The sequence below is a fragment of the Kineococcus gypseus genome (assembly GCF_050871305.1).
Taxonomy (GTDB): domain Bacteria; phylum Actinomycetota; class Actinomycetes; order Actinomycetales; family Kineococcaceae; genus Kineococcus; species Kineococcus gypseus.
Window position 1 is genome coordinate 1 of sequence record NZ_JBJLRD010000062.1, and the last position, 23,929, is coordinate 23,929.

At 77.6% G+C, this 23,929-nt stretch carries 20 protein-coding genes; 12 read left to right on the forward strand and 8 right to left on the reverse strand.

Features of this window, described 5'->3' with window-relative positions:
- Nucleotides 1-99 precede the first annotated feature (99 nt).
- The 3 genes from ACRYMN_RS18330 to glgX all read right to left on the reverse strand — a co-directional run bounded on the left by ACRYMN_RS18330 (nt 100) and on the right by glgX (nt 5,808).
- Nucleotides 100-2,382: an EAL domain-containing protein gene (locus tag ACRYMN_RS18330; protein WP_432498214.1), complete on the reverse strand. Its 2,283-nt coding sequence runs from the start codon at nt 2,380-2,382 to the stop codon at nt 100-102.
- 65 nt (nt 2,383-2,447) lie between these two features.
- The gene (locus ACRYMN_RS18335; protein ID WP_432498216.1) at nt 2,448-3,614 is read right to left on the reverse strand and encodes a hypothetical protein; all 1,167 of its coding nucleotides are present in this window, start codon (nt 3,612-3,614) and stop codon (nt 2,448-2,450) included.
- A gap of 121 nt (nt 3,615-3,735) precedes the next feature.
- Nucleotides 3,736-5,808: a glycogen debranching protein GlgX gene (gene glgX, locus ACRYMN_RS18340; RefSeq protein ID WP_432498219.1), complete on the reverse strand. Its 2,073-nt coding sequence runs from the start codon at nt 5,806-5,808 to the stop codon at nt 3,736-3,738.
- A gap of 159 nt (nt 5,809-5,967) precedes the next feature.
- On the opposite strand from glgX, the gene ACRYMN_RS18345 reads away from it, so the two are divergent.
- A complete protein-coding gene (locus ACRYMN_RS18345) occupies nt 5,968-6,441 on the forward strand; it encodes an ATP-binding protein (protein WP_432498222.1) in 474 nt (157 codons plus the stop codon).
- Nucleotides 6,442-6,473: 32 nt separating this feature from the next.
- Here ACRYMN_RS18345 and ACRYMN_RS18350 read toward each other — a convergent pair whose 3' ends face one another.
- Nucleotides 6,474-7,643, reverse strand: coding sequence for a metallophosphoesterase family protein (locus ACRYMN_RS18350; RefSeq protein ID WP_432498224.1), 1,170 nt, complete (start codon nt 7,641-7,643; stop codon nt 6,474-6,476).
- 165 nt (nt 7,644-7,808) lie between these two features.
- Between ACRYMN_RS18350 and ACRYMN_RS18355 the strand changes: the two genes are divergently transcribed.
- Nucleotides 7,809-8,810 carry a zinc-binding alcohol dehydrogenase family protein gene (locus ACRYMN_RS18355; protein WP_432498226.1) on the forward strand — a complete coding sequence of 334 codons (1,002 nt, stop codon included), beginning with the start codon at nt 7,809-7,811 and terminating at the stop codon, nt 8,808-8,810.
- A 101-nt stretch (nt 8,811-8,911) separates the two neighbouring features.
- Nucleotides 8,912-9,319, forward strand: a complete 408-nt coding sequence (gene panD, locus ACRYMN_RS18360; protein ID WP_432498229.1) for an aspartate 1-decarboxylase — start codon at nt 8,912-8,914, stop codon at nt 9,317-9,319.
- 33 nt (nt 9,320-9,352) lie between these two features.
- Here panD and map read toward each other — a convergent pair whose 3' ends face one another.
- Both map and ACRYMN_RS18370 read right to left on the reverse strand, forming a co-directional pair.
- On the reverse strand, nt 9,353-10,135 hold the full coding sequence (gene map / locus ACRYMN_RS18365; RefSeq protein ID WP_432498232.1) for a type I methionyl aminopeptidase: 783 nt from the start codon (nt 10,133-10,135) through the stop codon (nt 9,353-9,355).
- Between the two features lie 98 nt (nt 10,136-10,233).
- Nucleotides 10,234-11,010 carry a class I SAM-dependent DNA methyltransferase gene (locus tag ACRYMN_RS18370; protein WP_432498234.1) on the reverse strand — a complete coding sequence of 259 codons (777 nt, stop codon included), beginning with the start codon at nt 11,008-11,010 and terminating at the stop codon, nt 10,234-10,236.
- 125 nt (nt 11,011-11,135) lie between these two features.
- Here ACRYMN_RS18370 and ACRYMN_RS18375 point away from each other — a divergent pair, with 125 nt between their 5' ends.
- The 6 genes from ACRYMN_RS18375 (at nt 11,136) to ACRYMN_RS18400 (ending at nt 16,392) form a co-directional block, all read left to right on the forward strand.
- A complete protein-coding gene (locus ACRYMN_RS18375; protein ID WP_432498236.1) occupies nt 11,136-11,456 on the forward strand; it encodes a hypothetical protein in 321 nt (106 codons plus the stop codon).
- A 59-nt stretch (nt 11,457-11,515) separates the two neighbouring features.
- Nucleotides 11,516-12,643, forward strand: coding sequence for a magnesium/cobalt transporter CorA (gene corA / locus ACRYMN_RS18380; RefSeq protein WP_432498238.1), 1,128 nt, complete (start codon nt 11,516-11,518; stop codon nt 12,641-12,643).
- 65 nt (nt 12,644-12,708) lie between these two features.
- On the forward strand, nt 12,709-13,038 hold the full coding sequence (locus tag ACRYMN_RS18385; RefSeq protein ID WP_432498241.1) for a chorismate mutase: 330 nt from the start codon (nt 12,709-12,711) through the stop codon (nt 13,036-13,038).
- A complete protein-coding gene (locus tag ACRYMN_RS18390) occupies nt 13,035-14,150 on the forward strand; it encodes an alpha/beta hydrolase family protein (RefSeq protein WP_432498243.1) in 1,116 nt (371 codons plus the stop codon). The genes ACRYMN_RS18385 and ACRYMN_RS18390 overlap by 4 nt, the downstream gene beginning before the upstream one ends.
- A gap of 56 nt (nt 14,151-14,206) precedes the next feature.
- Nucleotides 14,207-15,511 (forward strand): kynureninase, encoded by a 1,305-nt coding sequence (locus ACRYMN_RS18395; RefSeq protein WP_432498245.1) that lies wholly within the window; start codon nt 14,207-14,209, stop codon nt 15,509-15,511.
- A complete protein-coding gene (locus ACRYMN_RS18400) occupies nt 15,508-16,392 on the forward strand; it encodes an endo alpha-1,4 polygalactosaminidase (protein ID WP_432498247.1) in 885 nt (294 codons plus the stop codon). Before ACRYMN_RS18395 ends, ACRYMN_RS18400 begins: the two co-directional genes overlap by 4 nt.
- A 45-nt stretch (nt 16,393-16,437) precedes the next feature.
- Here the strand turns inward: ACRYMN_RS18400 and ACRYMN_RS18405 are convergent, their stop codons facing one another.
- Both ACRYMN_RS18405 and ACRYMN_RS18410 read right to left on the reverse strand, forming a co-directional pair.
- Entirely contained in the window at nt 16,438-17,088 is a 651-nt protein-coding gene (locus ACRYMN_RS18405) for a hypothetical protein (protein ID WP_432498249.1), read from the reverse strand.
- A complete protein-coding gene (locus tag ACRYMN_RS18410; RefSeq protein ID WP_432498252.1) occupies nt 17,082-19,778 on the reverse strand; it encodes a fibronectin type III domain-containing protein in 2,697 nt (898 codons plus the stop codon). The genes ACRYMN_RS18405 and ACRYMN_RS18410 overlap by 7 nt, the downstream gene beginning before the upstream one ends.
- 318 nt (nt 19,779-20,096) lie before the next feature.
- On the opposite strand from ACRYMN_RS18410, the gene ACRYMN_RS18415 reads away from it, so the two are divergent.
- Genes ACRYMN_RS18415 through pelF form a run of 3 tightly spaced genes read left to right on the forward strand, consistent with a single transcriptional unit; the run spans nt 20,097 to nt 23,784 of the window.
- Nucleotides 20,097-20,543, forward strand: a complete 447-nt coding sequence (locus tag ACRYMN_RS18415; RefSeq protein ID WP_432498255.1) for a hypothetical protein — start codon at nt 20,097-20,099, stop codon at nt 20,541-20,543.
- A complete protein-coding gene (locus ACRYMN_RS18420; RefSeq protein ID WP_432498257.1) occupies nt 20,540-22,237 on the forward strand; it encodes a hypothetical protein in 1,698 nt (565 codons plus the stop codon). The genes ACRYMN_RS18415 and ACRYMN_RS18420 overlap by 4 nt, the downstream gene beginning before the upstream one ends.
- Nucleotides 22,234-23,784, forward strand: a complete 1,551-nt coding sequence (pelF, locus tag ACRYMN_RS18425) for a GT4 family glycosyltransferase PelF (RefSeq protein ID WP_432498259.1) — start codon at nt 22,234-22,236, stop codon at nt 23,782-23,784. Before ACRYMN_RS18420 ends, pelF begins: the two co-directional genes overlap by 4 nt.
- Nucleotides 23,785-23,929 lie beyond the last annotated feature (145 nt).

Genomic DNA, 23,929 nt, shown 5'->3' on the forward strand with positions numbered 1-23,929 from the left:
GGCGGGGGCCCCCCGGCCGAACAGTGTGGGCCACGGGCTCACCGGGTGGGTGGGGCGGGGGGGGGGGCCGGCGGGGGGGGGGGGGCCCCCCCCCGCCGCTCAGCGGTGCAGCGCCGCGGCGCGCTCCCGCCGGGCGGTGCCCCCGCGCCGCCCGCCCCCGCGCGCGGCCTCGCCGGCGCGGCGCAGCAGCACGTCGACGCCCTCGCCGGACCCACCCGCACCGACGCCCACGCTCAGCGGGACGGACACCTGCGCGCCGTCGAGCCCGATGGGGTCGGCGACCGCGCGCACCAGCCGCTCGGCCAGGCGGTGGGCGCGCGCGGCGACCTCGGCGGCGTCGGGGCCGGTGAGAGCCGCGAGGAACTCGTCGCCGCCCAGGCGCGCCGCGACGGCGCCCTCGGGCAGCTCGCGGCGCAGGCGGCGGGCCACCTCCACGAGGACCTCGTCGCCGGCGGCGTGGCCGAAGCGGTCGTTGACGGCGGCGAGGCCGCCGACGTCGCACACCAGCAGCGCCGCGGCGCCGTGCCCGCCGGCCAGCGCGGCGGCGACGTGCTCGGCCAGGTGGCGGCGGCCGGGCAGGCCGGTCAGGGCGTCGGTGCGCGCCAGCTCCTCGATGCGCCGCAGGTGCCCGCGGCTGCGCTCGCGCTCGACCTCCAGGGCGCGCTGGGCCTCCACCCGGTCGGTGACGTCCTGCTGCAGGCCGACGTACTGCACCACGCGCCCGCGCTCGTCGAGCACCGGCGCCAGGCGCACCTCGTTCCACCAGGGGGTGCGCTCGGGACCGCGGTGGTTCAGCAGCACACCGCGCCACTCGCGCCCGGCCGCCACCGCGGCGCGCACCGCCGCCACGGCCACCGGGTCGGTGTCCGGGCCCTGCAGGAAGCGGCAGTTGCGGCCCAGCACCTCCTCCGCGCGCAGGCCGGAGAGCACCTCGAACGCGGCGTTGACGTACACCAGCGGCTGGTCGGGGCGGGTGACGTCCGCGATGCTCACGCCCTGCGGCGTGGTGCCCAGCACGCGCTGCACGACGTGCTCCAGGGGCGGCGCCCCGGCCGGCGGCACCGGCAGGGGCGCGGCGCGGCGCACCGGCAGCTCCGGGCGGGCGGCGCCGGGCGCGGGAGCGGCGGCCGCGGTCAGCGGGGCGCGCGGGACCACCCGCGAGAGCAGCGCGTGCGCGGCGGCCACCACCGTGGGCCGGTCGTAGGTCAGGGCGTACTCGAAGGTGCGCTCGGCGTCCGTGCCGGTGTCGCCGAGGTCGCGCGCCAGCAGCGCGACGGCGAAGTGCGGGCCGAGCACGACGACGTCCCACTCCCCGCGCACCGCGTCGCCCGGGGCCAGCGCGGCACCGCGCAGGCCCGGCAGCGGCTCGGCGGGCAGGCCCTCCCCCAGCGCGCACACGAAACCGGTGCGCTCGACGAGGTCGCGGTAGCGGCCGGCGGTGGCCGGGGTGAAGTGCCGCGCCTCCTGGAAGGTGGAGGCGACCACGCTGATGGGGCCGATGCGCAGCGCTTCGCGCTCGAGCTGCTTGGACAGCTCGATGAGCAGCGACTTCGGCGAGCGGCGCAGCGGCGTGCCCGCCGGCAGCAGCGCGAACGGCGAGGAGGTGGCGTCGGCCAGCGGCACCGGCGGCGGCAGGAGCAGCTCGGCGGTGCGCGCCCCGGGCACCGGCGCCGGCCCGGGGCGGCCGAAGAGCCAGCCCTGCCCCAGGGAGGCGCCCAGCGCGCGGGCCATCACCAGGTGCCGCTCGTCCTCGATGCCCTCGGCGAGCACGGCCGCGCCGCTGGCCTGGGCGTAGGCGTTGACGGCGTGCATGATCTCGGCGACGTCGGCGCCCGGGCGCTGCTGCACCAGGCGCAGGTCCAGCTTGACGACGTCCGGCTGCACCAGCGGCATGAACGCCAGCGACATCGCGTCGGCGCCCACGTCGTCCAGCGCCACGCCCCAGCCCAGCCGGCGCACGTGCGCCACGGTGCGCAGCAGCTCGGCGGGACGGGCGGCCAGGGCCCGCTCGGTGATCTCCACGACGACGCGCAGCTGCCCGGGGGCGTCCTCGGCCAGGGCCAGCAGCTCGTCCATGGGGGCGGCGTCGAGGACCTCCGGCTCGACGTTGACGAACAGCGTCAGCGGCGCCAGCAGCCCGCTCTCGACCGCGCCGCGGAACGCCGCGGCGCGGCACGCGCGGTCCAGCTCGGCCAGCGCGCCGGCGGCCCGGGCGGCGGCGAAGAGCTGGTCGGGGCGCTCCAGCGGGCCCACGGGCCCGCGCGCCAGCGCCTCGTAGGCCACCACGTCCCCGCTGTGCAGCTCGACGATGGGCTGGAACACGCTGCGCACGCCGCGGGTGCCGAGCACCTCGCGGATCCCCGTCAGACCCTGGGCCGTCACCCGTCAGCAGTCGGCACGTGCGCCGCCGGCCTTGAGCCGCGCCCCGGCCCGGCCCGGCGGGGGGTTCAGGCCCCCGCGCGGCGCTCGCCCCCGTCCCCGCCCGGGTCCTCGCCCGGGTCCTCGCCCTCGTCCGGATCCACGTCCTCGTCCTCGCGGTCGTGCTCGCCGAAGAACACCGACACCACGTCGAGCACCGCCCCGGCCAGCCCCGGGCGGGCCGTCCACGGCTCCACGGCGGACAGCACCCCCAGGTCCACCAGGGCGGCGACGGTCTCCAGCGCCGCCGGCAGCTCGTCGCCGTCGCCGGTGCTCTCCAGCACCGCGCGCAGCTGCGGGGTGGTCATGGGGTCCAGGACGGCGGCGGTGACCACGCTCAGCCCGCCGACGACGGCGGCGGGCCGGGTGGAGGAGGCCAGCACGGCGGTGACGGCCGAGGCCAGCGCCCCGGCGGCCACGTCGCGGCGGGCGTCCACGTCGTGCAGGGCATCCACCGGGCCGGGCACGTGGGTGCGCCCGTCGACGACCTCGACCACGCCGGCGGCGCTCCAGTCCAGCCACAGCGCCACGGGGTCGAGCACGTCGCCGACCTCGGCGCGCAGCGCCTCGACGGCGGGGCCCTCGACCACCGGCTCGCCGCCCACCGGGATCCCGGCGCGCAGCGCCTCCAGCCCGCGCAGGGCGGCGGTGACCACCGGCACCGAGCGCAGGTCCTCCAGCGCCTGCTGCGCCGGCACGGCCAGGGCCGCCGACTCCAGGGCGTCCAGCACGCTGCGCTGACCGGAGGCGCTGCCGGCGATGCCGCCGGAGGCGACGTCCAGGCAGTCGGCCAGCTCCTCGGGGTCGCCGCGCCAGGCGCCGGACTCGCCCAGGAACATCAGGTACGTCGTCCACGCCACGCGGACCTCGTCGACGAGCTCCTGCGCGTCCAGGCCGTTGTGCTCGGCGACGGCGGGCACCAGCTCGGTGAACAGGTCGCGCAGCTGCGCGGGGTGGAAGCGCGTCGCCGAGCCCTGCTCGACCGGCTCACCGGTGTCGATGAGCAGCCAGCCCAGCGACTCCATCAGGCGCGCCTCGAGGTCGCCGGGGTCCATGACCGCCGCGTCCTCCTCGGTCTCCAGGAAGGTGCGGTAGGCCACCTGCAGCTCGCCGAGCGCGCGCCCGCCGGTGCGCAGCGGGGACAGCCCCGGCGCGGGCCGGGTCGCGCGGCGGGCGGGCTTCTTCTTCTTCGGCACGGCGGCACCTCGGCGTCGGGAGCGGTGAGGTCAACCCTACCGAGCGCGACGGTCCGCGCGCCCGTGGCCGGCCGCGGGGGTCCCGCGACCGGCCCGGCGCGGTCGGCCTGGCGCGGTCGGCTCAGGCCGAGCGCAGCACCGTCGTGGAGCGGTCGCGCACCAGCAGCGTGGCGACCTCGGCGCCCACCTCCTGGTCGGGGTCGCTGGACATCGCCAGCGTCCACGCGGCCCCCGGCGCCGGCGGCACGGTGAACTTCACGGCGTTGTCGGCGGCGTTGACCAGCAGCAGCACGGTGGGCGAGCCGGTCGCGGCGAACTGCACCGCGAACGCCTTGGCGCTGCCGTCCTCCCAGTCCGGCCCCTCCATGGGCACCCCGTCGGCGCGCGGCATCCGCACCGTGTCGCCGGCGCCCTCCTCCGGGCCGCGCTCGGAGCCGCCGGCGCCGTCGGCGCGGTCGCCGCGGTACCAGGTGGCGCGCAGGGCCGGCGTCTCGCGGCGCAGCCGCAGCAGGTCGCGGGTGTACCCCAGCAGGCCGGTGTCCACCGCGTCCCAGTCGAACCAGGAGATCTCGTCGTCCTGGCAGTAGGCGTTGTTGTTGCCGCCCTGGGTGCGACCGAGCTCGTCGCCGCCCAGCAGCATCGGCACGCCCGCCGACAGCAGCAGGGTGGTGAGCAGGTTGCGGCGCTGGCGGTCGCGCAGCGCCAAGACCTCCTCGTCGTCCGTGGGCCCCTCGGCACCGCAGTTCCAGGAGCGGTTGTCGCTCTCGCCGTCGTCGTTGCCCTCGCCGTTGGCGTCGTTGTGCTTCTCGTCGTAGGCGGTCAGGTCGGCCAGGGTGAAGCCGTCGTGGGCGGTGATGAAGTTGACGCTGCACAGCGGGGACCGGCGGTCCGCCTCGTACACGTCCGGGCTGCCGGTGACGCGCTGGGCGAAGGCGCCCAGGTCGCCCTGCCCGCGCCAGAAGTCGCGCACGTCGTCGCGGAACTTGCCGTTCCACTCCGACCACCGCGCGGGGAAGCCGCCGACCTGGTAGCCCTGGGTGTCCCACGGCTCGGCGATGAGCTTGACCGGGGCCAGCACCGGGTCCTGGTGGACGATGTCGAGGAACGCGGAGTGGACGTGCGCGTCGCCCCACTGGCGGGTCAGCGTGGTGGCCAGGTCGAAGCGGAAGCCGTCGACGCGCATCTCGGTCACCCAGTAGCGCAGCGAGTCCAGGATCAGCTGCAGCGCGGCCGGGTGGGAGACGTTCAGGCTGTTGCCGGTGCCGGTGGTGTCGAAGTAGTTCTCCGGCTCCTCCTCCACCACGCGGTAGTAGGAGGAGTTGTCGATGCCCTTGAGCGAGAGCGTCGGGCCCATGTGGTTGCCCTCGGCGGTGTGGTTGTAGACCACGTCGAGGATCACCTCGATGCCCGCGGCGTGCAGCGCCTTGACCATCTGCTTGAACTCGGTGACCTGCGAGCCGTCGTCGCCGGCGGAGCTGTACTCGTTGTGGGGGGCGAAGAACCCGATGGAGTTGTAGCCCCAGTAGTTGCGCAGGCCCTTCTCCGCCAGGTGCGAGTCCTGCACGAACTGGTGCACCGGCAGCAGCTCCACGGCCGTGACGCCCAGGTCCACCAGGTGCTGCACGGCGGCGGGGTGGGCCAGGCCGGCGTAGGTGCCGCGGACCTCCTCGGGCACGCCCGGGTGGCGCTGGGTGAAGCCCTTGACGTGCACCTCGTACACGACGGTGTCGGCCGCCGGGGTGCGCGGCGGGGCGTCGTCGCCCCAGTCGAAGGCGGGGTCGACGACCACGGCGCGCGGCACGGAGGGCGCCGAGTCGGCGTCGTTGCGCTCCTCCGGGTCGTCGAAGAGGTGCCCGAAGGTCTCCTCCCCCGCGCCCCAGGAGCCCTCCACGGCGCGCGCGTACGGGTCCAGCAGCAGCTTGGCGGCGTTGTACCGCAGGCCCTCGGCGGGCTCCCACTCCCCGTGCACGCGCAGCCCGTAGCGGGTGCCCACCCCGGCGCCGGGGACCAGGCCGTGGAAGACGTGCCCGGTGCGCTGGTCCAGGCGCACCGTGCGCTCGGCGCCGCCCTCGTCGAAGAGCGCCACGTCGACCGCCTCGGCGGTCTCGGAGTACACGGCCACGTTCAGCGCCCCCGGGCGCAGGGACGCGCCCAGCGGGTAGGGGGTGCTCGGTCCGGCGTCCTGTTCGCTCACCCGGGTGACACTGGCGGACGCGGGCGGCGCGCGCGACCCGGGGCGCCGCGGCGGGGCGGGCGGGCGACCGGCGGGTCCGGGTGGCAGGCTGTCGCCGGCGCAGCCGGTCCGCAGCACCGGGCCGGCGCCACGGGCAGCGGGGAGACGACGCGCAGGACCATGGAAGACGGCACGCACGAGAGCACGCAGCACCCCGGACGGCGCGCCGCGCCGCCCGCCGGCGCTGGTGGGCGCGCCGCGGGGCGCTGGCACCTGGAGGTCGAGCACCACCTGTCCTCCGTGCCGCGCGCGCGCCACTGGGTCGTGCAGCGGTGCGCGGCGGCGGGCGTGCCGGCGGCGGTGCTGACGGTCGTGGAGCTGCTGACGGCGGAGCTGACGGCCAACGCCGTCCTGCACGGCGCCCCACCGGTGCGCCTGGACCTCGAGCGCACCGCCGAGGGCGTGCGCGTGGCCGTCGGCGACGCCGACCCCTCCCCGCCGGTGCGGCGCAGCGTCGGCCCCGAGGCCACCGGCGGGCGCGGCGTGGCGCTGGTGGACCTGCTCTCCGGCGCCTGGGGCGTCGAGGAGCACGCCGGCGGCAAGACGGTGTGGTTCACCCTGGTCGTCACCGCGCCCCCGGCCACCGCCGGCTGAGCCGGGTCCCGCGCACCGGCGCGCGGCGGGGCTCAGCGGTGCGGCAGCGGCCGGGGGGCGGCCAGCGGCCGGGTGCCCGGCGAGAGGTCGATGCCGAGGTCGGCGGCGAACACCGGGCGGGTGCTCCTGAGCACGCCGGGGTGGTCCAGGTCCAGGTCGAAGACCCGCGCCCCGCGCAGCCGGTGCTCCTCGTCCCCGCCCAGCCCGTAGGTGCCGAAGCCGGTGCCGGGGCCGTAGCCGAGCTGGATCCCGAAGTAGTCCCCCGCGTAGGTGTTGATGTGGTCGTGGCCGCAGAAGATCCCCTTGACGTCGCCGCGCTCGAGGGCGGCGTGGAACAGGCCGGGGTTGAACTGGGCGGTGAACTCGCGCTCGTTGCGCTCACCGGTGATGCCGTGCTTGACCACGGCACGCTCGTGCGCCTCGTCCGTCCAGTCGGTCGGCGAGCCGAACCACAGGAACCGGTGCTCCCACAGCGGGATGTGGAAGAACATCAACCCCGGCACGGGCGCCCCGGCCCGGCGCTCCAGCTCCAGGGACTGCTCGCGGTACCAGGCCACCTGGTCGGCGTGGATGGTCTCGTACGTGTACTCCTCGACCCGCTGGCCGGCGATCGTCTCCGGGGAGTAGCGCCCGGAGTCCAGCAGCCACAGCGCGAAGGCCGGCCCGCGCCCGCCGGGGGCCCGGACGGGCAGGACCTGGTTGGAGTCGCCGCTGACGCCGCGCGCGGTGGTGCCGACGTAGGAGCGGTACCCGGAGAGGAACTCGCGGATCCTGGGTTCGGTCATGCCCGTGGCGGGCACCGAGTCCTCGTCGTGGTTGCCGAAGGTGACGGCCCAGGGGATGCGCCGCTCCTCCATGGGCAGCACCACGTTGTTGAACGCCTGGCGGACCTGCTCGGCGGTGGTCATGTCGCCGTTGACCACGTCGCCGTTGATGAGCGCGAACTGCGGCCGCTCCTGGTCCAGGACGCGCTCCACCAGCTCGATCGTCCGCACGTCGGTGAGGTGGTCGTCCTGCGTGTCGTTGAACTGCACGACGCGGAAGGTGCCCTCGCGGGAGAACGACAGGGCCGGTCCGCGCGCCGGGCGCGCCGCGCGCGCCGGCGTGGCGGCCCCGGTCGCCAGGGCACCGCCGGCGGCCGTGGCGGCGCCGAGGCCCAGCAGGCCTCGGCGCCCGAGGTGGTGGGGCGTGCTCTCGCTCACGGGGTCCTCCAGGTGTGCGGGCGGGTGCGCGGGCGGGTGCGCGGTGGGGACCACGCTGGCGACGGCAGGTTGCGCCCGGGTGGCCCCGCCGCCTCCGGCGGGCGGCCGGCCGGCGACAGCTCCCCCGCCGGGATGATCGGGCCGGGCGAGGGGGTTGGCACCGGCGTGACCACCGTGCGCGCCGTCGCGGCCCTGCAGGGCCTGCCGATCTCCGACCCCGCCTCCCTCGTCGACGTGGAGGTGCCCGTGCCCGAGCTGCGCCCGCGCGACCTGCTCGTGCGCGTGGAGGCCGTCTCGGTCAACCCCGTCGACGTCAAGGTGCGCTCCGGCCTGGGCCCGCAGGAGGGCCCGCGCGTGCTCGGCTGGGACGCCGCCGGCACCGTCGAGGCCGTCGGCGCCGAGGTGGACGGCTTCGCGCCCGGCGACGAGGTCTGGTACGCCGGAGACCTGACGCGCCCGGGCTCGAACACGCAGCTGCAGGCCGTCGACGAGCGCGTCGTGGCGCGCAAGCCGGCCTCGCTGAGCTTCGCCGAGGCCGCCGCGATGCCGCTGACGACGCTGACCGCGTGGGAGTCGCTGTTCGACCGGCTGCGCCTGGACGCCTCCTCCACCGGCGACCTGGCCGTCCTCGGCGCGGCCGGGGGCGTGGGCTCGGTGCTCGTGCAGCTGGCGCGCCTGCGCACCGGGCTGCGGGTGCTCGCCGGCGCCGGCAAGGCGGAGTCGCGCGAGTGGGTCACCTCCCTGGGCGCGCACGCCGTCTTCGACCACCACGACCTCGCCGCCTCGCTGGGCGCGCTGGCCCCCGGCGGCGTGCAGGCGCTCTTCAGCGCCCACAGCGAGGGCGCCGTCGAGGCGTACGCGCAGGTCCTCGCCCCCTTCGGGCACCTGGTCGTCATCGACGACCCGTCCAGCCTGGACGTGGTGCCGCTGAAGGCGAAGAGCATCGCGCTGCACTGGGAGCTGATGTTCACCCGCACGACGTTCGGCACCCCCGACCTGGCCGAGCAGGGGCGCGTGCTGGCCGAGGCCGCCGCGCTGGTGGACGCCGGGCGGCTGCGCACCACCCTGCGCACCGCGCTGGACGACTTCAGCGCGGCGGGGCTGCGCGAGGCGCACCGGCTGGTGGGGACCGGCCGCACCGTCGGCAAGGTCGTCGTGCACCGCTGAGGCGCCGGCGCCCGGCCGGGGCACCGGCCGGGCGCTGCGACACTGGCCCCGCGGGGCGGCCCGGGGCCGCGGGGACGACGAGGGACGGACGGGGAGCGCTCGTGCTGCGCACGGTCATGAACGGCAAGGTCCACCGGGCGACGGTCACGCAGGCGGACCTGCACTACGTCGGCTCGATCACCCTGGACGCCGACCTGTGCCGGGCCGCGGACCTCGTCGAGGGCGAGCGGGTGCAGGTCGTCGACGTCACCAACGGCGCGCGCCTGGAGACGTACGTCATCGTCGGCCGGGCCGGCAGCGGCGAGGTGCGCATCAACGGCGCGGCGGCCCACCTCGTGCACCCCGGCGACCTGGTCATCGTCATCTCGTACGTGCAGCTCGACGAGGCCGAGCGCGCCGCGCACCGCCCGCGCGTGGTCCACGTCGACGCCGCCAACCGCGTCGTCGCGCTGGGCTCGGACCCGGCCGAGCCGGTGCCGGGCGCGCCGGACCAGCTGCCCGCGCGCTGAGCGCCCGGCCGCCCGGCCGGGGCGGCGGCGCCGTCAGGGGCGCAGGTGCTCCGGCAGGGTGAGGACCTCGGCGCCGTCCTCGGTGATCGCGACGGTGTGCTCGCTGTGCGCGGTGCGGCAGCCCGTCGCGCTGCGCAGCGTCCAGCCGTCGGCGTCGGTGACGAGCTCGGCGGTGTCGGCCATGACCCACGGCTCCAGCGCCAGCAGCAGCCCGGGGCGCAGCGCGTAGCCGCGCCCGGGCCGGCCGGCGTTGGCCACGTGCGGGTCCTGGTGCATCGTCGAGCCGATGCCGTGACCGCCGAACTGGGTGTTGACCTCGTAGCCGGCGGCGGTGAGCACGGAGCCGATGGCGTGCGAGAGGTCGCCGATGCGCGCGCCGGGGCGGGCGGCGGCGATGCCCGCGGCCAGGGCGCGCTCGGTGGCCGCGATGAGCTCCTCGCTGCCCGCCGGGCGCGCCTGGCCCACGACGAAGCTGACGGCGGAGTCCGCGGCGACGCCCTCCAGCGAGACGGCGAGGTCGAGGGTGAGCAGGTCGCCGTCGGCGAGGGCGCGGTCGTGGGGCTTGCCGTGCAGGACGGCGTCGTTGACGGCGGTGCACACGTGGTGGCCGAACGGCCCGCGCCCGAAGGAGGGGGCGTAGTCGACGTAGCAGGACTGCGCCCCGGCGCCCTCGATCATCTCCCGGGTCCACCGGTCGATCTCCAGCAGGTTCGTGCCCACCTGCGCGCGGGTGCGCAAGGCCTGCAGGATGTCGGCGACCAGGGCGCCCGTCCTCCGCGCCCGGGCCACCTCGGCGGGGCTGAGGATCTCGATCACGCGGGCGCCTCCATCGCGCGGGGGGTCTGGTACCGGCCCCACGGTAGCCGCCCGCGCGCGCCCGGCCGGCGGCGGTGCCCAGCGGCCGGCGGCGGTGCCTAGCGGCCGTAGACGGAGACGTGGCGCCGGCTGGCGGGGGTGAACGGCTCGCCGTCCCACCCTCCCCAGCGCTCGTGCAGGCGCAGGCCCGCCAGGCGGGCCATGAGGTCCAGCTCGGCGGGGCTGGCCCAGCGCAGCACGATCGGGCTCAGCCGCACGCCGTCGGCGCCGACGTGCACGCGGGTGCGCCGCAGCAGCTGGGTGGTGGGGTCGTAGCGCCCGGCGTCGAGCACGACGCGGTCGGTGCCGACGTGCTCGGCGGCGACGTACTGCTGCTCCAGCCGGTAGTCCGGGCCCGGGCTCGCCTCGCCCGGCCCGGGCACGGCGGCCTCCAGCAGGAAGCGCCCGTCCTCCGCCAGCCGGGGGGCGACCCCGGCGAAGCAGCGGACCTGGTCCTCCTGGGTGAGCAGGTTGTAGACGCTGTTGAAGACGAGGTGGACCAGCCGGTAGGGGCCGGGCACGTCCGCGTCGGCCAGGTGGGCCATGTCGCCGAGCACGACGTGCAGGTCGCGGCCACCGGGCTTGGCCCGCAGCACCTCGACCATCGCCGCGGACAGCTCCACGCCGTCCACGCGCACCCCGGTGGCGGCCAGGGGCAGGGCGATGCGCCCGGTGCCCACGGCCAGCTCCAGGACGGGCCCGGCACCGGCCAGGCGGCGCAGGCACGCGACGGTCGCCGCCTCGTCCCCGCGCGGGGAGTCGTCGTAGGTGGCGGCCGTCTCCGGGCCGAAGCTGCTGCTGGGGTCGTACCCGTCCACGACGGGGCAGTCAGCCACCACCCGCGGGTGGGGGCAAGGGGTTTTCGCCCGCCTGACGAGCCCGCCCCCGCCCGGGCCGGCACCGGGTGCGCCCGCACGGCTCGTGGCAGGCTGCGCCGACGACGCGACGAGGGAGGGGTGCGGTGCTCATCGAGGTGCGGCACGGCGAGGCGGACGGCGCCCGGGTGGTGGCGCGCGAGGCGCAGGACCTGACGCGGCTGTCCGTGCGGGTGCCCGCGCTGGCGCCGGCCGACGCGGTCGACGGCGCCCTGCGCGACGCCGGCGCGGGGCTGCTGGACCCCGACGGCGAGCACGCCTGGCTGCGGCTGGGCTGGCTGCGCGCGCAGGGCGGGGACGAGGCGGGCTGGTTGCAGGGCTTCGCGGGGATGGTCGCGCACGCGACCTCGCGGGGGTGGACCAGCGAGGACGGCGAGCTGGTGCGCGCGCACCTGCGGCGCGGCTGAGCCGCCCCGCTGAGCGATGATGGGGTGCCCGCACCCCGTCGAGCAGGGAGGAGACCGCCGTGCCGAGGCGCCGCGTGCCGCTGTCGTCGCTGGGCCGCCGGGGGGCGGTGCCCTCCACGCGCAACCTCGCCCAGGACGGTGCCATCCCCACCGAGCCGCTGGGGCGCAGCAGCGTGGTCGACTCCGGGGTGTACGAGCACGGGCAGCGGGTGGCCTCCCCCGCCACCCTGGCCGACACCTACCGGTGCCTGCGCGAGGACGGCTCGCGCATCGCCTGGATCGGGCTGTACCGGCCCTCCGCCACGGAGCTGGGCTCGCTGGCGCGCGAGTTCGGCCTGCACGAGCTGGCCGTGGAGGACGCGATCGTGGCGCACCAGCGCCCGAAGCTGGAGCGCTACGGCGACACGCTGTTCGTGGTGCTGCGCGCGGCGCGCTACGACGACGCCGCCGAGGAGGTCGAGTTCGGCGAGCTGCACCTGTTCATCGGCCCCGACTTCGTCGTCACCGTCCGGCACGCGGAGTCCCCGGACCTCGCGCGGGTGCGCCGGCGCGTGGAGAGCGACCCGGAGATGCTCGCGCTGGGCACGGAGGCGGTGCTGTACGCGATCCTTGACGCGGTCGTCGACGGGTACGCGCCGGTGCTGCGCGGCCTGGAGAACGACATCGACGAGATCGAGACGCAGGTCTTCGACGGCGACCCGTCGGTGTCGCGGCGCATCTACGAGCTCTCGCGCGAGGTGACCGCCTTCCAGCGCGCCGTGGTGCCGCTGACGGCGGTGATGAGCGGGCTGAGCGACGGCTTCGAGAAGTACCGCGTGGACCAGGAGCTGCAGCGCTACCTGCGCGACGTCGCCGACCACGTCACGGTGGCGGCCGAGCGCATCGAGGCGTTCCGCAGCCAGCTGCGCGACATCCTCACGGTGAACTCCACGCTGGTGGCGCAGCGGCAGAACGAGGAGATGCGCTCGCTCACCGAGGCCAGCTACGCCCAGAGCGAGGAGGTCAAGAAGATCTCCTCCTGGGCGGCGATCCTCTTCGCGCCCACCGTGGTCGGCGGCATCTACGGCATGAACTTCGAGAACATGCCCGAGCTGGACTGGTCGTACGGGTACCCGCTGGCGCTGGCGCTCATGCTGGGCATCTGCCTGACGCTGTACGTGCTGTTCCGCCGGCGCGGCTGGCTGTAGGGGCCGCGCGCGGTGCACCCCCGCGCCCGGTACGGTCGGGGCACCAGCGGAACGGGAGGACGCGCGTGGAACCGCCGGCACGACGACCCGCGGACGCCGCCGCAGCGGCGGCCGACCCCGAGCTGACCGCGCTGCGGCACAGCATCGACAACCTCGACGCCGCCCTGGTGCACCTGCTCGCCGAGCGCTTCAAGCTGACGGAGTCGGTGGGCCGGCTCAAGGCGGAGCACGGCCTGCCGCCGGCCGACCCCGAGCGCGAGCGCCGGCAGACGGACCGGTTGCGCCGGCTGGCCGTGGACTCGGGGCTGGACCCGGTGTTCGCGGAGAAGTTCCTGGCCTTCGTCATCGCCGAGGTGATCCGCCACCACCGCGCCCTCGGCGCCGGCGCCCGGTGAGCGTCCCCGACCGGGTCGTCGCGGTCGTCGAGCCCGGCGCCCTGGAGGACACCCGCACCGCGCGCGAGGTGCTCGAGCGCGCCGCGGCCGCGCGCGGGGTGCGCGCCGAGCTGCTGACCCCGCCGGACCGGGCGGGCCTGCTCGCCGCGGTCGAGCGCGCCGCCGCCGCCGGCGGCGAGCTGCTGCTGGTGCCCGCGGGCCCGGGCGAGCTGGACGGCGCCGGGCTGCCGCTGGGCGCGTCGCGGGTGCTGCGCGTGGACCCGGGCGAGCGGGCGCACGACCGCTCGCGCTGCGTGCGCCGGCACCTGCGCGGGCGCGGCCTGGCCGGCCTGCGGCACGCCGTGGACGCCTGGTGGGCGCACGCCACCTCCCCCGGCGACGAGCACGCCTACGGCCCCGACCCGGACCAGCGCGCGCTGCTGCGCCTGCCCGCCTCCCCCGCCCCGCCCGCCGGGCACCCCGTGGCCGTGCTCGTGCACGGCGGCTACTGGCGCCCGCACTGGGAGGCGGACACCGTGGAGCTCGCCGCCCTGGACCTGACCGCGCGCGGCCTGGCGACGTGGAACGTGGAGCACCGCCGCCCCGGCGAGCACGGCTGGGACGCCACCACCGCCGACGTGGCCGCCGCGCTGGGCGCGCTGGCGCGCCTGGACGCCCCGCTGGACCTGGCGCGCGTGGTGCTGCTGGGCCACTCCGCCGGCGGGCAGCTGGTGGTGCGCCTGGCCGCCGACGTGGCCGCGGACCCGGCCGCGCCCGTGCGCCCGGCGCTGACCGTCTCCCTGGCGGGCGTGCTGGACCTGGTGACCGCCCACCACCGCCGGCTCGGCGAGGGCGCGGTGGCCGCGGCGCTGGGCGGCTCGCCCGAGGAGGTGCCGGCGGTGTACGCCGCCGCCAGCCCGCGCGCGCGGGTGCCGATCGGCTCGCCGCTGGCCGTGGTGTGCGGGCACGGCGACAGCCCCGACCTGCTCGACGTGGCCCGCTCGTTCGCAGCGGCGGCCGGGCGCGCCGGCGACGACGTCGTCCTCGTCGAGGGCGCCGGCGACCACTTCGCCGTCGTCGACCCCGCCTCCGCGCTGTGGCCGCGCATCGCCCGGTTGGCCGCCCGGGTCTGAACGGCACCGGGCGCGGCTGGCAGCATGGCGGCCAGCGCCGCACCGAGGAGGGCCCGATGACCCAGCCGCAGACCGCCCCCGCCGGCACGGGCACCACCACCGGCACCGGTGCCGGCACCGACTGGCGCCGCCGCGCGGCCGAGCTGGACGCGGCCGACCCGCTGGCCTGGGCGCGCGAGGAGTTCCTGCTCGACGCCGCGCCCGGCGTGGTGTCCTACCTCGACGGCAACTCCCTGGGCCGCCCGCTGCGCGCCACCGCCCAGCGCACCGCCGCGTTCGTGCACGACGAGTGGGGCGGGCGCCTCATCCGCGGCTGGACCGACGACGGCGGCGGCGGCGGCTGGCTGCGCTGGCCGGAGCTCGTCGGGGACCAGCTGGGCCGGGTGGCCCTGGGGGCCGCACCCGGGCAGGCGGTGGTGGCCGACTCGACCACGGTGCTCTTCTACAAGCTGGCCCGCGCCGTCGTGGACGGCGCGCAGGACGGGCGCGACGAGATCGTCACCGACACCGGCAACTTCCCCACCGACCGGTACGTGGTGGAGGGGATCGCCGCCGAGCGCGGCCTGCGGGTGCGCTGGGTGAAGACCGACCCGGCCGCGGGCGTCACCGTCGAGCAGGTGCGCGCCGCGGTGGGCCCGCGCACGGCGCTGGCGACGTTCAGCCACGTCGCCTACCGCTCCGGGCACCTGGCCGACGCCGGGGCCGTCACCGCGGCGGTGCACGAGGCCGGGGCGCTGGTGCTGTGGGACCTGTCGCACTCGGTGGGCTCGGTGCCGCTGGAGCTGGACGCCTGGGGCGTGGACGCCGCGGTGGGCTGCACGTACAAGTACCTCGACGGCGGGCCGGGCGCGCCCGCGTTCGCCTACCTCGCCGCGCGCCACCACGGCCGCCTGCACCAGCCGGTGCAGGGCTGGATGGGTCACGCCGAGCCGTTCACGATGGGGCCGGGGTACTCCCCCGCCGCGGGCGCGCGCGCCCTGGTCTCCGGGACGCCGCCGGTGCTGGCGATGGTGCCGGTGCGCGCCGGCCTGGACCTGCTCGAGCGCGCCGGCACCCACGCGGTGCGCGCGAAGTCCGAGCTGCTGACGGCGTTCGCGCTGGAGCTGGTGGACGACCTGCTGGTCCCGCTCGGCGTGCAGGTGGCCTCCCCGCGCGAGGCGGCCCGCCGCGGCGGGCACGTGACGATCCGTCGGGCTGGCTTCCGCACCGTCAACGACCGCCTGTGGGACGAGGGCGTGCTGCCCGACTTCCGCGCCCCGGACGGCATCCGGCTGGGCATGGCGCCGCTGTCCACCAGCTTCGCCGAGGTGCTCGAGGGCGTGGTGCGCCTGCGCGCGCTGCTGCGGCGCGAGGGCGCGTGAGCCCGCGGGCGCGGCCGGCGCTGCTGCTGACCGCGCTGACCGTGCTCACCGTGCTGACCGCGCTCACCGGGCTCACCGGGTGCGCGGGGACCGCGGCGCCGGCGGACCCGGCGACGACCGCACCGGGCGGTTCCGAGGGGGGAGGACCCGTGGACGTGCATCGGGGGCCGGGCGGCTGGTGGCGCCCGGAGCCGGGCACCGCGTGGCAGTGGCAGCTCTCCGGCGAGCTGGACCTGACCGTGGACGTGCCCGTCTACGACGTCGACCACGAGGTGCCGCAGGAGGTCGTGGACCGCCTGCACGCCGACGGGCGCCGCGTCGTGTGCTACCTCAGCGCCGGCACGGTCGAGGACTACCGCGACGACGCGGACCGGTTCCCGGACGAGGTGGTGGGCCGCCCGCTGGCGGACTGGCCGGACGAGCGCTGGCTGGACGTGCGGCGCCTGGACGTGCTCGCGCCGATCCTGCTGGACCGCCTCGACGCGTGCCGGCGCAAGGGTTTCGACGCGGTCGAGCCGGACAACGTGGACGCGTGGGCCAACGACAGCGGGTTCGACCTGACCGCCGCCGACCAGCTGCGCTTCAACCGCTGGCTGGCCGCCGCGGCCCACGAGCGCGGGATGGGCGTGGCGCTGAAGAACGACCTCGGCCAGGTGCGCGACCTGGTGGGCGACTTCGACTTCGCCGTCAACGAGTCCTGCGCGCGCTACGACGAGTGCGAGCTGCTGCAGCCGTTCGTCGACGCCGGCAAGGCGGTGCTGCACGTGGAGTACGACCTCGGCCCGGCGGAGTTCTGCGCGGTGGCGCACCGGCCGGGCTTCTCCTCGATGCTCAAGGACGGCGACCTCACCGCGTACCGCCACGTGTGCGAGCACGGCTGAGCGCGGCGGACGGGGTTCAGCGGGCGGGGTTCAGCGGACGGGGGTTCAGCAGGCGTCCCAGCGCCACTGGCCGCCCTCGCTGCGCCAGCGCTCGCCGGTGACGTCGTGCCCGGGGACCGCGTAGGCGTAGTCCACCCCGGCGCCGGGGCCGTCGCCGTCCGGGTGCACGGCGACCGAGGTGACGACGGCCATCCCGCCCACGGCGGGCGCGGTCCCCGGCAGGTCCTCAGCGCCCACGAGCGCGCCGCAGCGCTGCGAGAGCAGCCGCGCCGCCGTGGTGAGGTCCCCGCTGAGCAGCGCGTCGGAGCGCAGGCGCACGGCGGTCTCCAGGTCGGCGGTCGTCCCCAGCGGGACCTCGGCGGCCACCGCCCGCGCCGGCGGCAGGGCCACCGCCGGCGCGGACGGGGCCGCCCCGGCCCGCGCGGGGGCCGGGACGTCGGCGCGGACGGCGGCGGGGACGCCCGCGGGGACGTCGGCTGCGAGCGCGCCGGTGGGGGCGCTCGCGGTGGCGGGGGGCGCGGTCGGGGGCGCGGTCGCCGGCGCGGTCGCGGGCGGCGCGCCCGCCGCGGTGGACGGGGCCGCCGGCACGCCGGTCCCGGTCGCCGGGCCGGCCGCGGCGGAGCAGCTCACCAGGACCGCCGCGGCGGCCAGCGCCGTCGCGAGGGCGGCGGCCCGCCCGGCGGTGCCGCTCACCACGCCCACACGGTGTTCGAGGGCTTCGAGGCGGCACCGACGCCGGCCGCCGTGACGGCCTGGACGGTGAAGCGGTAGGGCGCGCCGCGCACCGGCAGCACCACCTCGGCGCCGCGCGCGTCCGCCGGCGCGAGGGTGGGCACCACGACGGTGCGCACCGGCCAGCCGAGCAGGGACAGCTGCGTGGCGGTGATGCGGTACCCGGTCACCGGCGTGCCGCCGGTGGTGGGCGCCGTCCAGCGCGCGGTGGCGGTGACGGCCCGGTCGAGCACCTGCCCGGAGGTGGCGGTGCCGATGCCGGGGGCACCGGGCAGCGCGGGCGCGGCCGTCGGGCTCACGGTCGGCGTCGCGGTCGGGCTCACGGTCGGCGTCGCGGTCGGGGTCACCGTCGGCGTCGCGGTCGCGGTCACCGTCGGCGTCGCGGTCGCGGTCACCGTCGGCGTCGCGGTCGCGGTCGGGGTCACCGTCGGCGTCGCGGTCGCGGTCGGGGTGACCGTCGGCGTCGCGGTCGGGGTCGGGGTGACCGTCGGCGTCGCGGTCGGCGTCGGCGTCGCGGTCGGCGTCGCGGTCGGCGTCGGCGTCGCGGTCGGCGCGCTGCCGACGTAGCCGCCGCGGGCGGTGGCGGGGACGGCCACGACCGTGTCGGTCGTGGGGGCGGTGAACCACGCGGAGCGCTGGCCGCCGTAGCTCTGCAGCGGCACGGACGCGCGGGCGTCGGCGGGCACCGTCAGCGGGACCTCGGTGCCGGCGGGGGCGCTGACGTGCACGCCCTCGTCGTCGAGGTAGGCGCTGACCCGCGCGCGGTCCGCGGCCCAGCGGGCCGAGCGGCGCAGCTGCTCGGCCTGCCCGCTCAGGGTGAGGGTGACCAGGGGTGCGTCGGCGGTGCGGGTGGCGCGGTACTGCTGCAGCACGCCCTGGACGACCGGGTAGAGCAGGCCGTCCTCGGCCAGGTTCGACTGGTGCGCGTAGAACGGGCGCGGGTCGTCGGACAGGACGCGGCGCAGGGCGTTGCGGACCTCCAGCGGGGCCAGGTACGTGTCGAAGCTGGCGCGCGCCTGCGCGGCGGTGGCGGCCGGCAGGGGCGCGATGCAGGTGGTCGTGGCCGGGTCGTCCTCGCAGATCCCGCTGCCGCCGTCGGCGCGGGAGGTGTAGTACCAGTTGTACTCGTCGATCTGCTCCTGGTGCGTGCCGGTGTTGTAGTACACGTTCATCGGGTGCCGGGGGACGGTGAGCGCCGCGCCGACGGCGCGCTGGCCGGCCTCGCGCGAGGCGTCGGAGGCCAGGGTGCGCACGCCGGCGGCCTGCAGGGCGGGCGCCAGGAACGGGTTGTCGGCCGGCTGGTTCGCGGTGCGCAGGCCGGAGTGCTCGCCGGTGACGAGCTCGGTGGGGTCGAAACCGGGCAGGCCGTTGGCCACGGCCCAGTCGGCGTTGCGGCGGACCTGGTCGGTGAGGAACTCCTGCGAGGCCCACTGCAGGCCGCCGGCCGCCTGGGCGGGGACGTCGGGGTCCTGCCGGGGCGTCTGCGCCGGGTCGGTGGCGCACGTCCACGGCTGCCCGGCGACCGTGGGGGCGATCTGCACGCACCCCAGGTACGGGTGCGACCAGGTGTGGTTCACCCAGGCGAACTCGCCCTTGCGGGCGAGGAGCTCGTCGGTGAGGGGGTCGCGGCCGCCGCCCTGGGCGCGCGCCGCCTCGCTGCCGCCGCCGTTGAAGACCATCGTCAGGCGGAAACCCTGCTCGCGCTGCCAGGCGGACAGGCGCTGGACGTCGGCGGCGCTCATGCGGATGTCGGTGGTGGTGACGGACGGGTCGACGCAGTCGTCGCCCGGGGTGCAGTTCGCCGGGACGCTCCAGCGGCCGTCGGGCAGGAACACGTCGTCGACCTGCACGTCGAAGTAGGAGCGGTGGTGGCCCAGGTGCACGCCGCGGGTCATCCAGGACACGACGCCGTGCCCGACGGTGCCGAACCACTGCATGGAGCCGTTGTAGGCGGCGGAGACCATGAGCTGCTCGCGCCCGTCGGCCTCGAGCTCCCAGGCGATGGCGCCGGAGCGCCCACCGCTGACGGCGGTGAGCAGCGGGGTGACGCGCTGGTCCTGCGCGGGCGCCGGCTGGGCCAGGTAGCCGTAGACCTCCAGCACGCCGGGGTCGACGTCGTCGACGGGGAAGGACCCGGACAGCTCGGAGAACCCGTCCGCGCGCGCGGCGTCGGTGACGCGGCCCGCAGCGCCGTCGAGGGCGCCGGCGTAGGTGGCGGTGGCCCCCGTGCCGGTGCCGGGGTAGACGTAGGCGTTGACCTGCCGGACGCCGTAGCGGCGCTGGTAGTCGGCCAGGGCCTGCAGCTCGGCGGCGCTCAGGCCCGCCGGGGCGGCGCTGGGCAGCACGACCGCCTGGTAGCGGCCGGCGCCGGTGGCCGCGTCGACGAGGAACGCGGCGCCGACCTCGGGGCGGCCGGCGTCGCGCAGGTCCACGCGGGTGTGGGGCACGCCCTCGCGCTCGAGCTGGACGGCCAGGGCCTCGGAGGAGGGGTCCCCGGCGGTGACGACGAGCACCCGCAGGTCCACGCGCACCCCGGTGGCCGCCTGGACGGGCGCCGCGGTCGTCAGCGGCACCGCCACGGCGCCGACGAGGGCGGCCGCGAGCAGCGTCGCGGCGGTGCGGGGACGTCGGGGCGTGCGGCGCCGGGGCGGCATGGGGTCCTCCGTGGGGGTCGGGTGCCCGCCGAACCTAGGGGTGCCGCGGGCGCGGTCCGCAGCCGTTCGGCGGCACCGCCCCCCGCCGCGCGACGGGTTTCACCCGCTCCCCGCGCGCCGTCACGCTCCCCCTCCTCGACGTGACGCTGCGTCGACGACGAGGGTCCTCACGCGCCCGCCCGCGCGGTGCGCTCGACGGGTGCCGCCCGAGGAGCGCACGGGTGAACCGCGGGCACCACCCCCCGGCGGGCGCGGTGCCTCCGTTAGCTTCGCGGTGCGGGTCCGCCAGCAGCGTGCGGGCACGTGGAGGAGGGGACGATGGCGAGGCGCCGGTGGGGGCGTGGCGGGGCCGACGGCGGTGCGGAGGCCGAGCTGCGCGCGGAGGTCGAGCGGCTGACGCAGGAGCTCGCGCGCATGCGCCTGGAGCGCCAGCGGCCCGTCGGCGTCGGCGGCGTCGCCGAGCGGCTGGGTGCGCTGTGCGCGCAGCAGGACGGGGCCGCCGCCGCGCTGGAGGCGCAGGACCAGGCCCACCACGTCCTGGCGCAGGCGGAGTCCATGCGCCAGTCGCTGCTGGACGTGCTCGACCAGCTCGTCGTGGCCGCCTCGCAGATGCAGCGCCAGCTGCTGGCGGGGACCTCCGTGATGGAGATCGACCGGCGCGTCCTCGACCGCCGCCGGCGCGGCGGGGTCGGTGAGCACCTGGACGCGGTGCCGCAGGCGGTCGAGGCCCACGGGCGGCGCACGGCCGACGCCGGCGGCCGGTGAGCGCGCCGGTCGCCCCCCGCGGGCGCGGGGCGGGCACCGAGGCGCGCGTGCTGCTGCTGGCCGCGCCGGACGAGGCGCAGGACCCGCAGGACCCCGTGACGCGCGCCTGGCTGGGCGTGCTGCGCGCCACCGGGTGCCCGTACGAGCTGCACCGGCCGTCCGCGGAGCGCCCGCTGCGCGAGGACGACCTGCGCTGCGCGGACGGCACCGGCCGCTTCAGCGCCGTGGTGCGCACCACGACCACCGCGGGTGCGGTGGACCCCGCCGGCGCCGCGGCGCTGGACGCCTACCGCCGCCGCCACCACGTGCGGCTGGTGGCCGCCTACGAGTTCCCCGGCGCGGGCAGCGGCCTGCGCGAGCCCGTGGGCGGTCCGGCCGACGGGCTGAGCGCGCGGGTCACCGCCGCCGGCGCGGGCGTCTTCGGGTACCTGCGCGGGCGGGTGCCGGTGGACGAGGGGTGCTGGGCGTACCGGGCGCGGGTGGTCGAGGGCGGTCCCTTCACGCCCCTGCTGGTCACCGACGAGGGGCACCCGCTGGCCGGGGTGGTCGAGGACGGCGACGGGCTCGAGGACCTGCTGGTGCTGGTGAACACCGCCGAGGACTCCCTGCACGGCCTGCTGCTGGCGCGCGGCCTGCTGGGGTGGGTCACGCGCTGGACGCACCCGGGGGTGCTGCGGCACGCGTTCTCCTGCCACGTCGACGACGTGTTCCTGGCGAACTGGACCCGGCCGGGGGTGCGGGTCGGGGAGGTGGCGCCCACGGTGCGCATGGCGCCCGCCGACGTGGAGGCCACCACCGCCTGGCAGCGCGCGAGCTCCTTCACGCTCGACCTGGCGCACAACGGCGCCGGCGCCGGCGCGGACGACGCGCTGACGCGGGCGCTGCTGGCCGTGGCCGGGGAGTTCCGCTGGATCGACCACACGTGGGACCACCGGGACCTGGACGCGGCGGACGCCGGGGAACTGCTGGAGCAGGTGCGGCGCAACCGCCGCTGGGCCGAGCGCGCCGGCGTCCCGGCGAGCACCACCGCGCTTGTGACCGGCGCGCACTCGGGGCTGGGGAACCCGGCCCTGCCGGGGGTCCTGGCGCTGACGGGCACCACCGCGGTGGCGGCGGACGCCTCCCGCGGGCCGGGCCCGGCGACCCTGGGACCGGCCACGGTCGTGCCGCGCCACCCCACCGAGGTCACCACCCACGTGACCACCTGGGAGGAGCTGCTGGCCGACCAGGAGCGCCGGCACGGCGCGCCCGCCCCCTCGCGCGAGGGTTTCCTGCGCGCGCAGGCCGCCCAGGTGCTGGGCAGGGTCCTGGCGGGCGACTGGCGGCCCGTGTTCGCCCACCAGTCCAACCTCACCGGCGACCGGGTGCTGCTGGAGCTGCTGCAGCGGGTCCTGGACGAGCACGCGCGCCTGCTGCGCCCGTGCGCGGCGCTGCTGAACCCCTCGATGGACGAGGTGGCGCGGGAGCTGCGCCGGCGCGAGGGCTGGCGGGAGGCGCTGGCCGCGGGGGCGGTGCGCGCCGTGCTGCGCGAGGGGCTGCTGGTGCTGACCGCGCAGGTGGACGTGGAGGTCCCGCTGACCGTGCCGGCCGGCACCGCCGGCGTGGGCGAGCCGTACGCGGGGGCGCGCTGCGGCTGGCTGGCCGTGCCCGCCGGCGGCCGGGTCGTCGTCGAGCTCGCCGGGGCGGCGGCGTGAGCGCGCCCGCGCGCCCGGCCGGGCCCCCGGCGGCGGGGCCGGTGGCCGGGCCGGCGGCGGACGCGCCGCGCGTGACGCTGTTCACCGAGGGGACGTACCCGTTCGTCGTCGGCGGGGTCAGCACCTGGTGCGACGTGCTGCTGCGCGGCCTGCCGGGCGTGCGCTGGTCGGTGTTCGCGCTGACCGGCGCCGAGCAGGAGGAACCCGTCTTCGCGCTGCCCGCCGGGGCCGTGCTGGCCGGGCACCTGCAGCTGTGGGGCGCGCGCGAGCCGCGCCGCACCGGCCCGCGCCCGCGCGGGCGGCGCCGGCGCACCTCCCTGGCCGCCGAGCTGGTCGAGGGCCTGCTGAGCTGGTCGGCGGACCCGCTGGACGTGGTGCCGGCGCTGGTGTGGTGCCGGCTCAACCCGGACCTCGTGGTGCCCACCTTCCGCGACGAGGCCACCTGGCGCGCCTACGCCGAGGCGCTGGCGCGCGTCGTGGAGGAGGACCACCCCGAGGTCGGCGGCGCCGTCCCGCTGGACCTGGACCGCGCCGTGGAGACGTACCAGACGGTCTCGTGGGTGGCGCGCACCGCGGCGGAACCCACCCCCGCGGCGGACGTGTCGCTGGTGACCGCCGCCGGCTGGGCGAGCGTGCCGGCCGCCGTGGACAAGGCGCTGCACGACCGGCCCGTGGTGCTCTCCGAGCACGGCGTGTACGTGCGCGAGAACTACCTGGCCGCGGTGCGCTCCGGCGCCGACGCGGCCACCCGGTTCGTGCCCACCCGCCTGGCGCGGGGCCTGACCCGCCTGGCGTACGCCGTCTCCGACGTCGTCACGCCCGTGGCGGAGGCCAACGCGGCGTGGGAGGAGGCGCTGGGCGTGCCGCGCGAGCGGATCGTCGTCATCCCCAACGGCGTGCCGGCCCCCGCCGACCCGGCGCCGGCGCCGCGCACCCGCACGGTCGTCAGCGTGGGCAGGCTGGACCCGCTGAAGGACGTGCCGACGATGCTGCGGGTGGCCGCGGCGGTGCGCCGCCGCGTGCCGGACGCGACGTTCCTGCACTACGGGCCGGTGCCGCGCGGGCAGGAGGGGTACGCGCGCGGGTGCGCCGAGCTGCACGCCGCGCTCGGCCTCGGGTCGGCCTTCCGGTTCATGGGGCCCACCTCGGACCCCACGGGCGTGGTGCGCGAGGCGGACGTGGTGCTCATGACGAGCATCTCCGAGGGTTTCCCGATGGCGGTGCTGGAGGCGCTGTCGCAGGCGCGGCCGGTGGTGACCACCCTGGTGGGCGGCGTGCTGGACGCGATGCGCGGGGCGGGGGTGACCGCCCCGCCGGGCGACGTGCACGGGCTGGCCGACGGCGTGTGCGCGCTGCTGCTGGACCCGGGTTTCGCCGAGGTGCTGGGCCGGCGCGGTCACGCGCGCGTCTCGCGGCTCTTCGGGCAGGACCGCTGCACGGGCGCCTACGCGGCGGTGCTGGCGGCGCTGGCGGACGCGGCGCGCACCGCGCCCACCGCGCCCACCGCGCCCACCGGGCCGGCCGCGGCGGGGGCGGGGTCGCGGTGAGGATCACCGACCGGCAGGCCGCGGCGCGCGTGCGCGCGGCGCTGGGGCGCGAGCCGCAGGACGCCCTGGAGGCCGCGGTCGTGCTGGAGGCGTGGGGGGGCCTGGTGCCGGCGGTGGCGGTGCCCCTGGCGCGCCGGGGCACCGC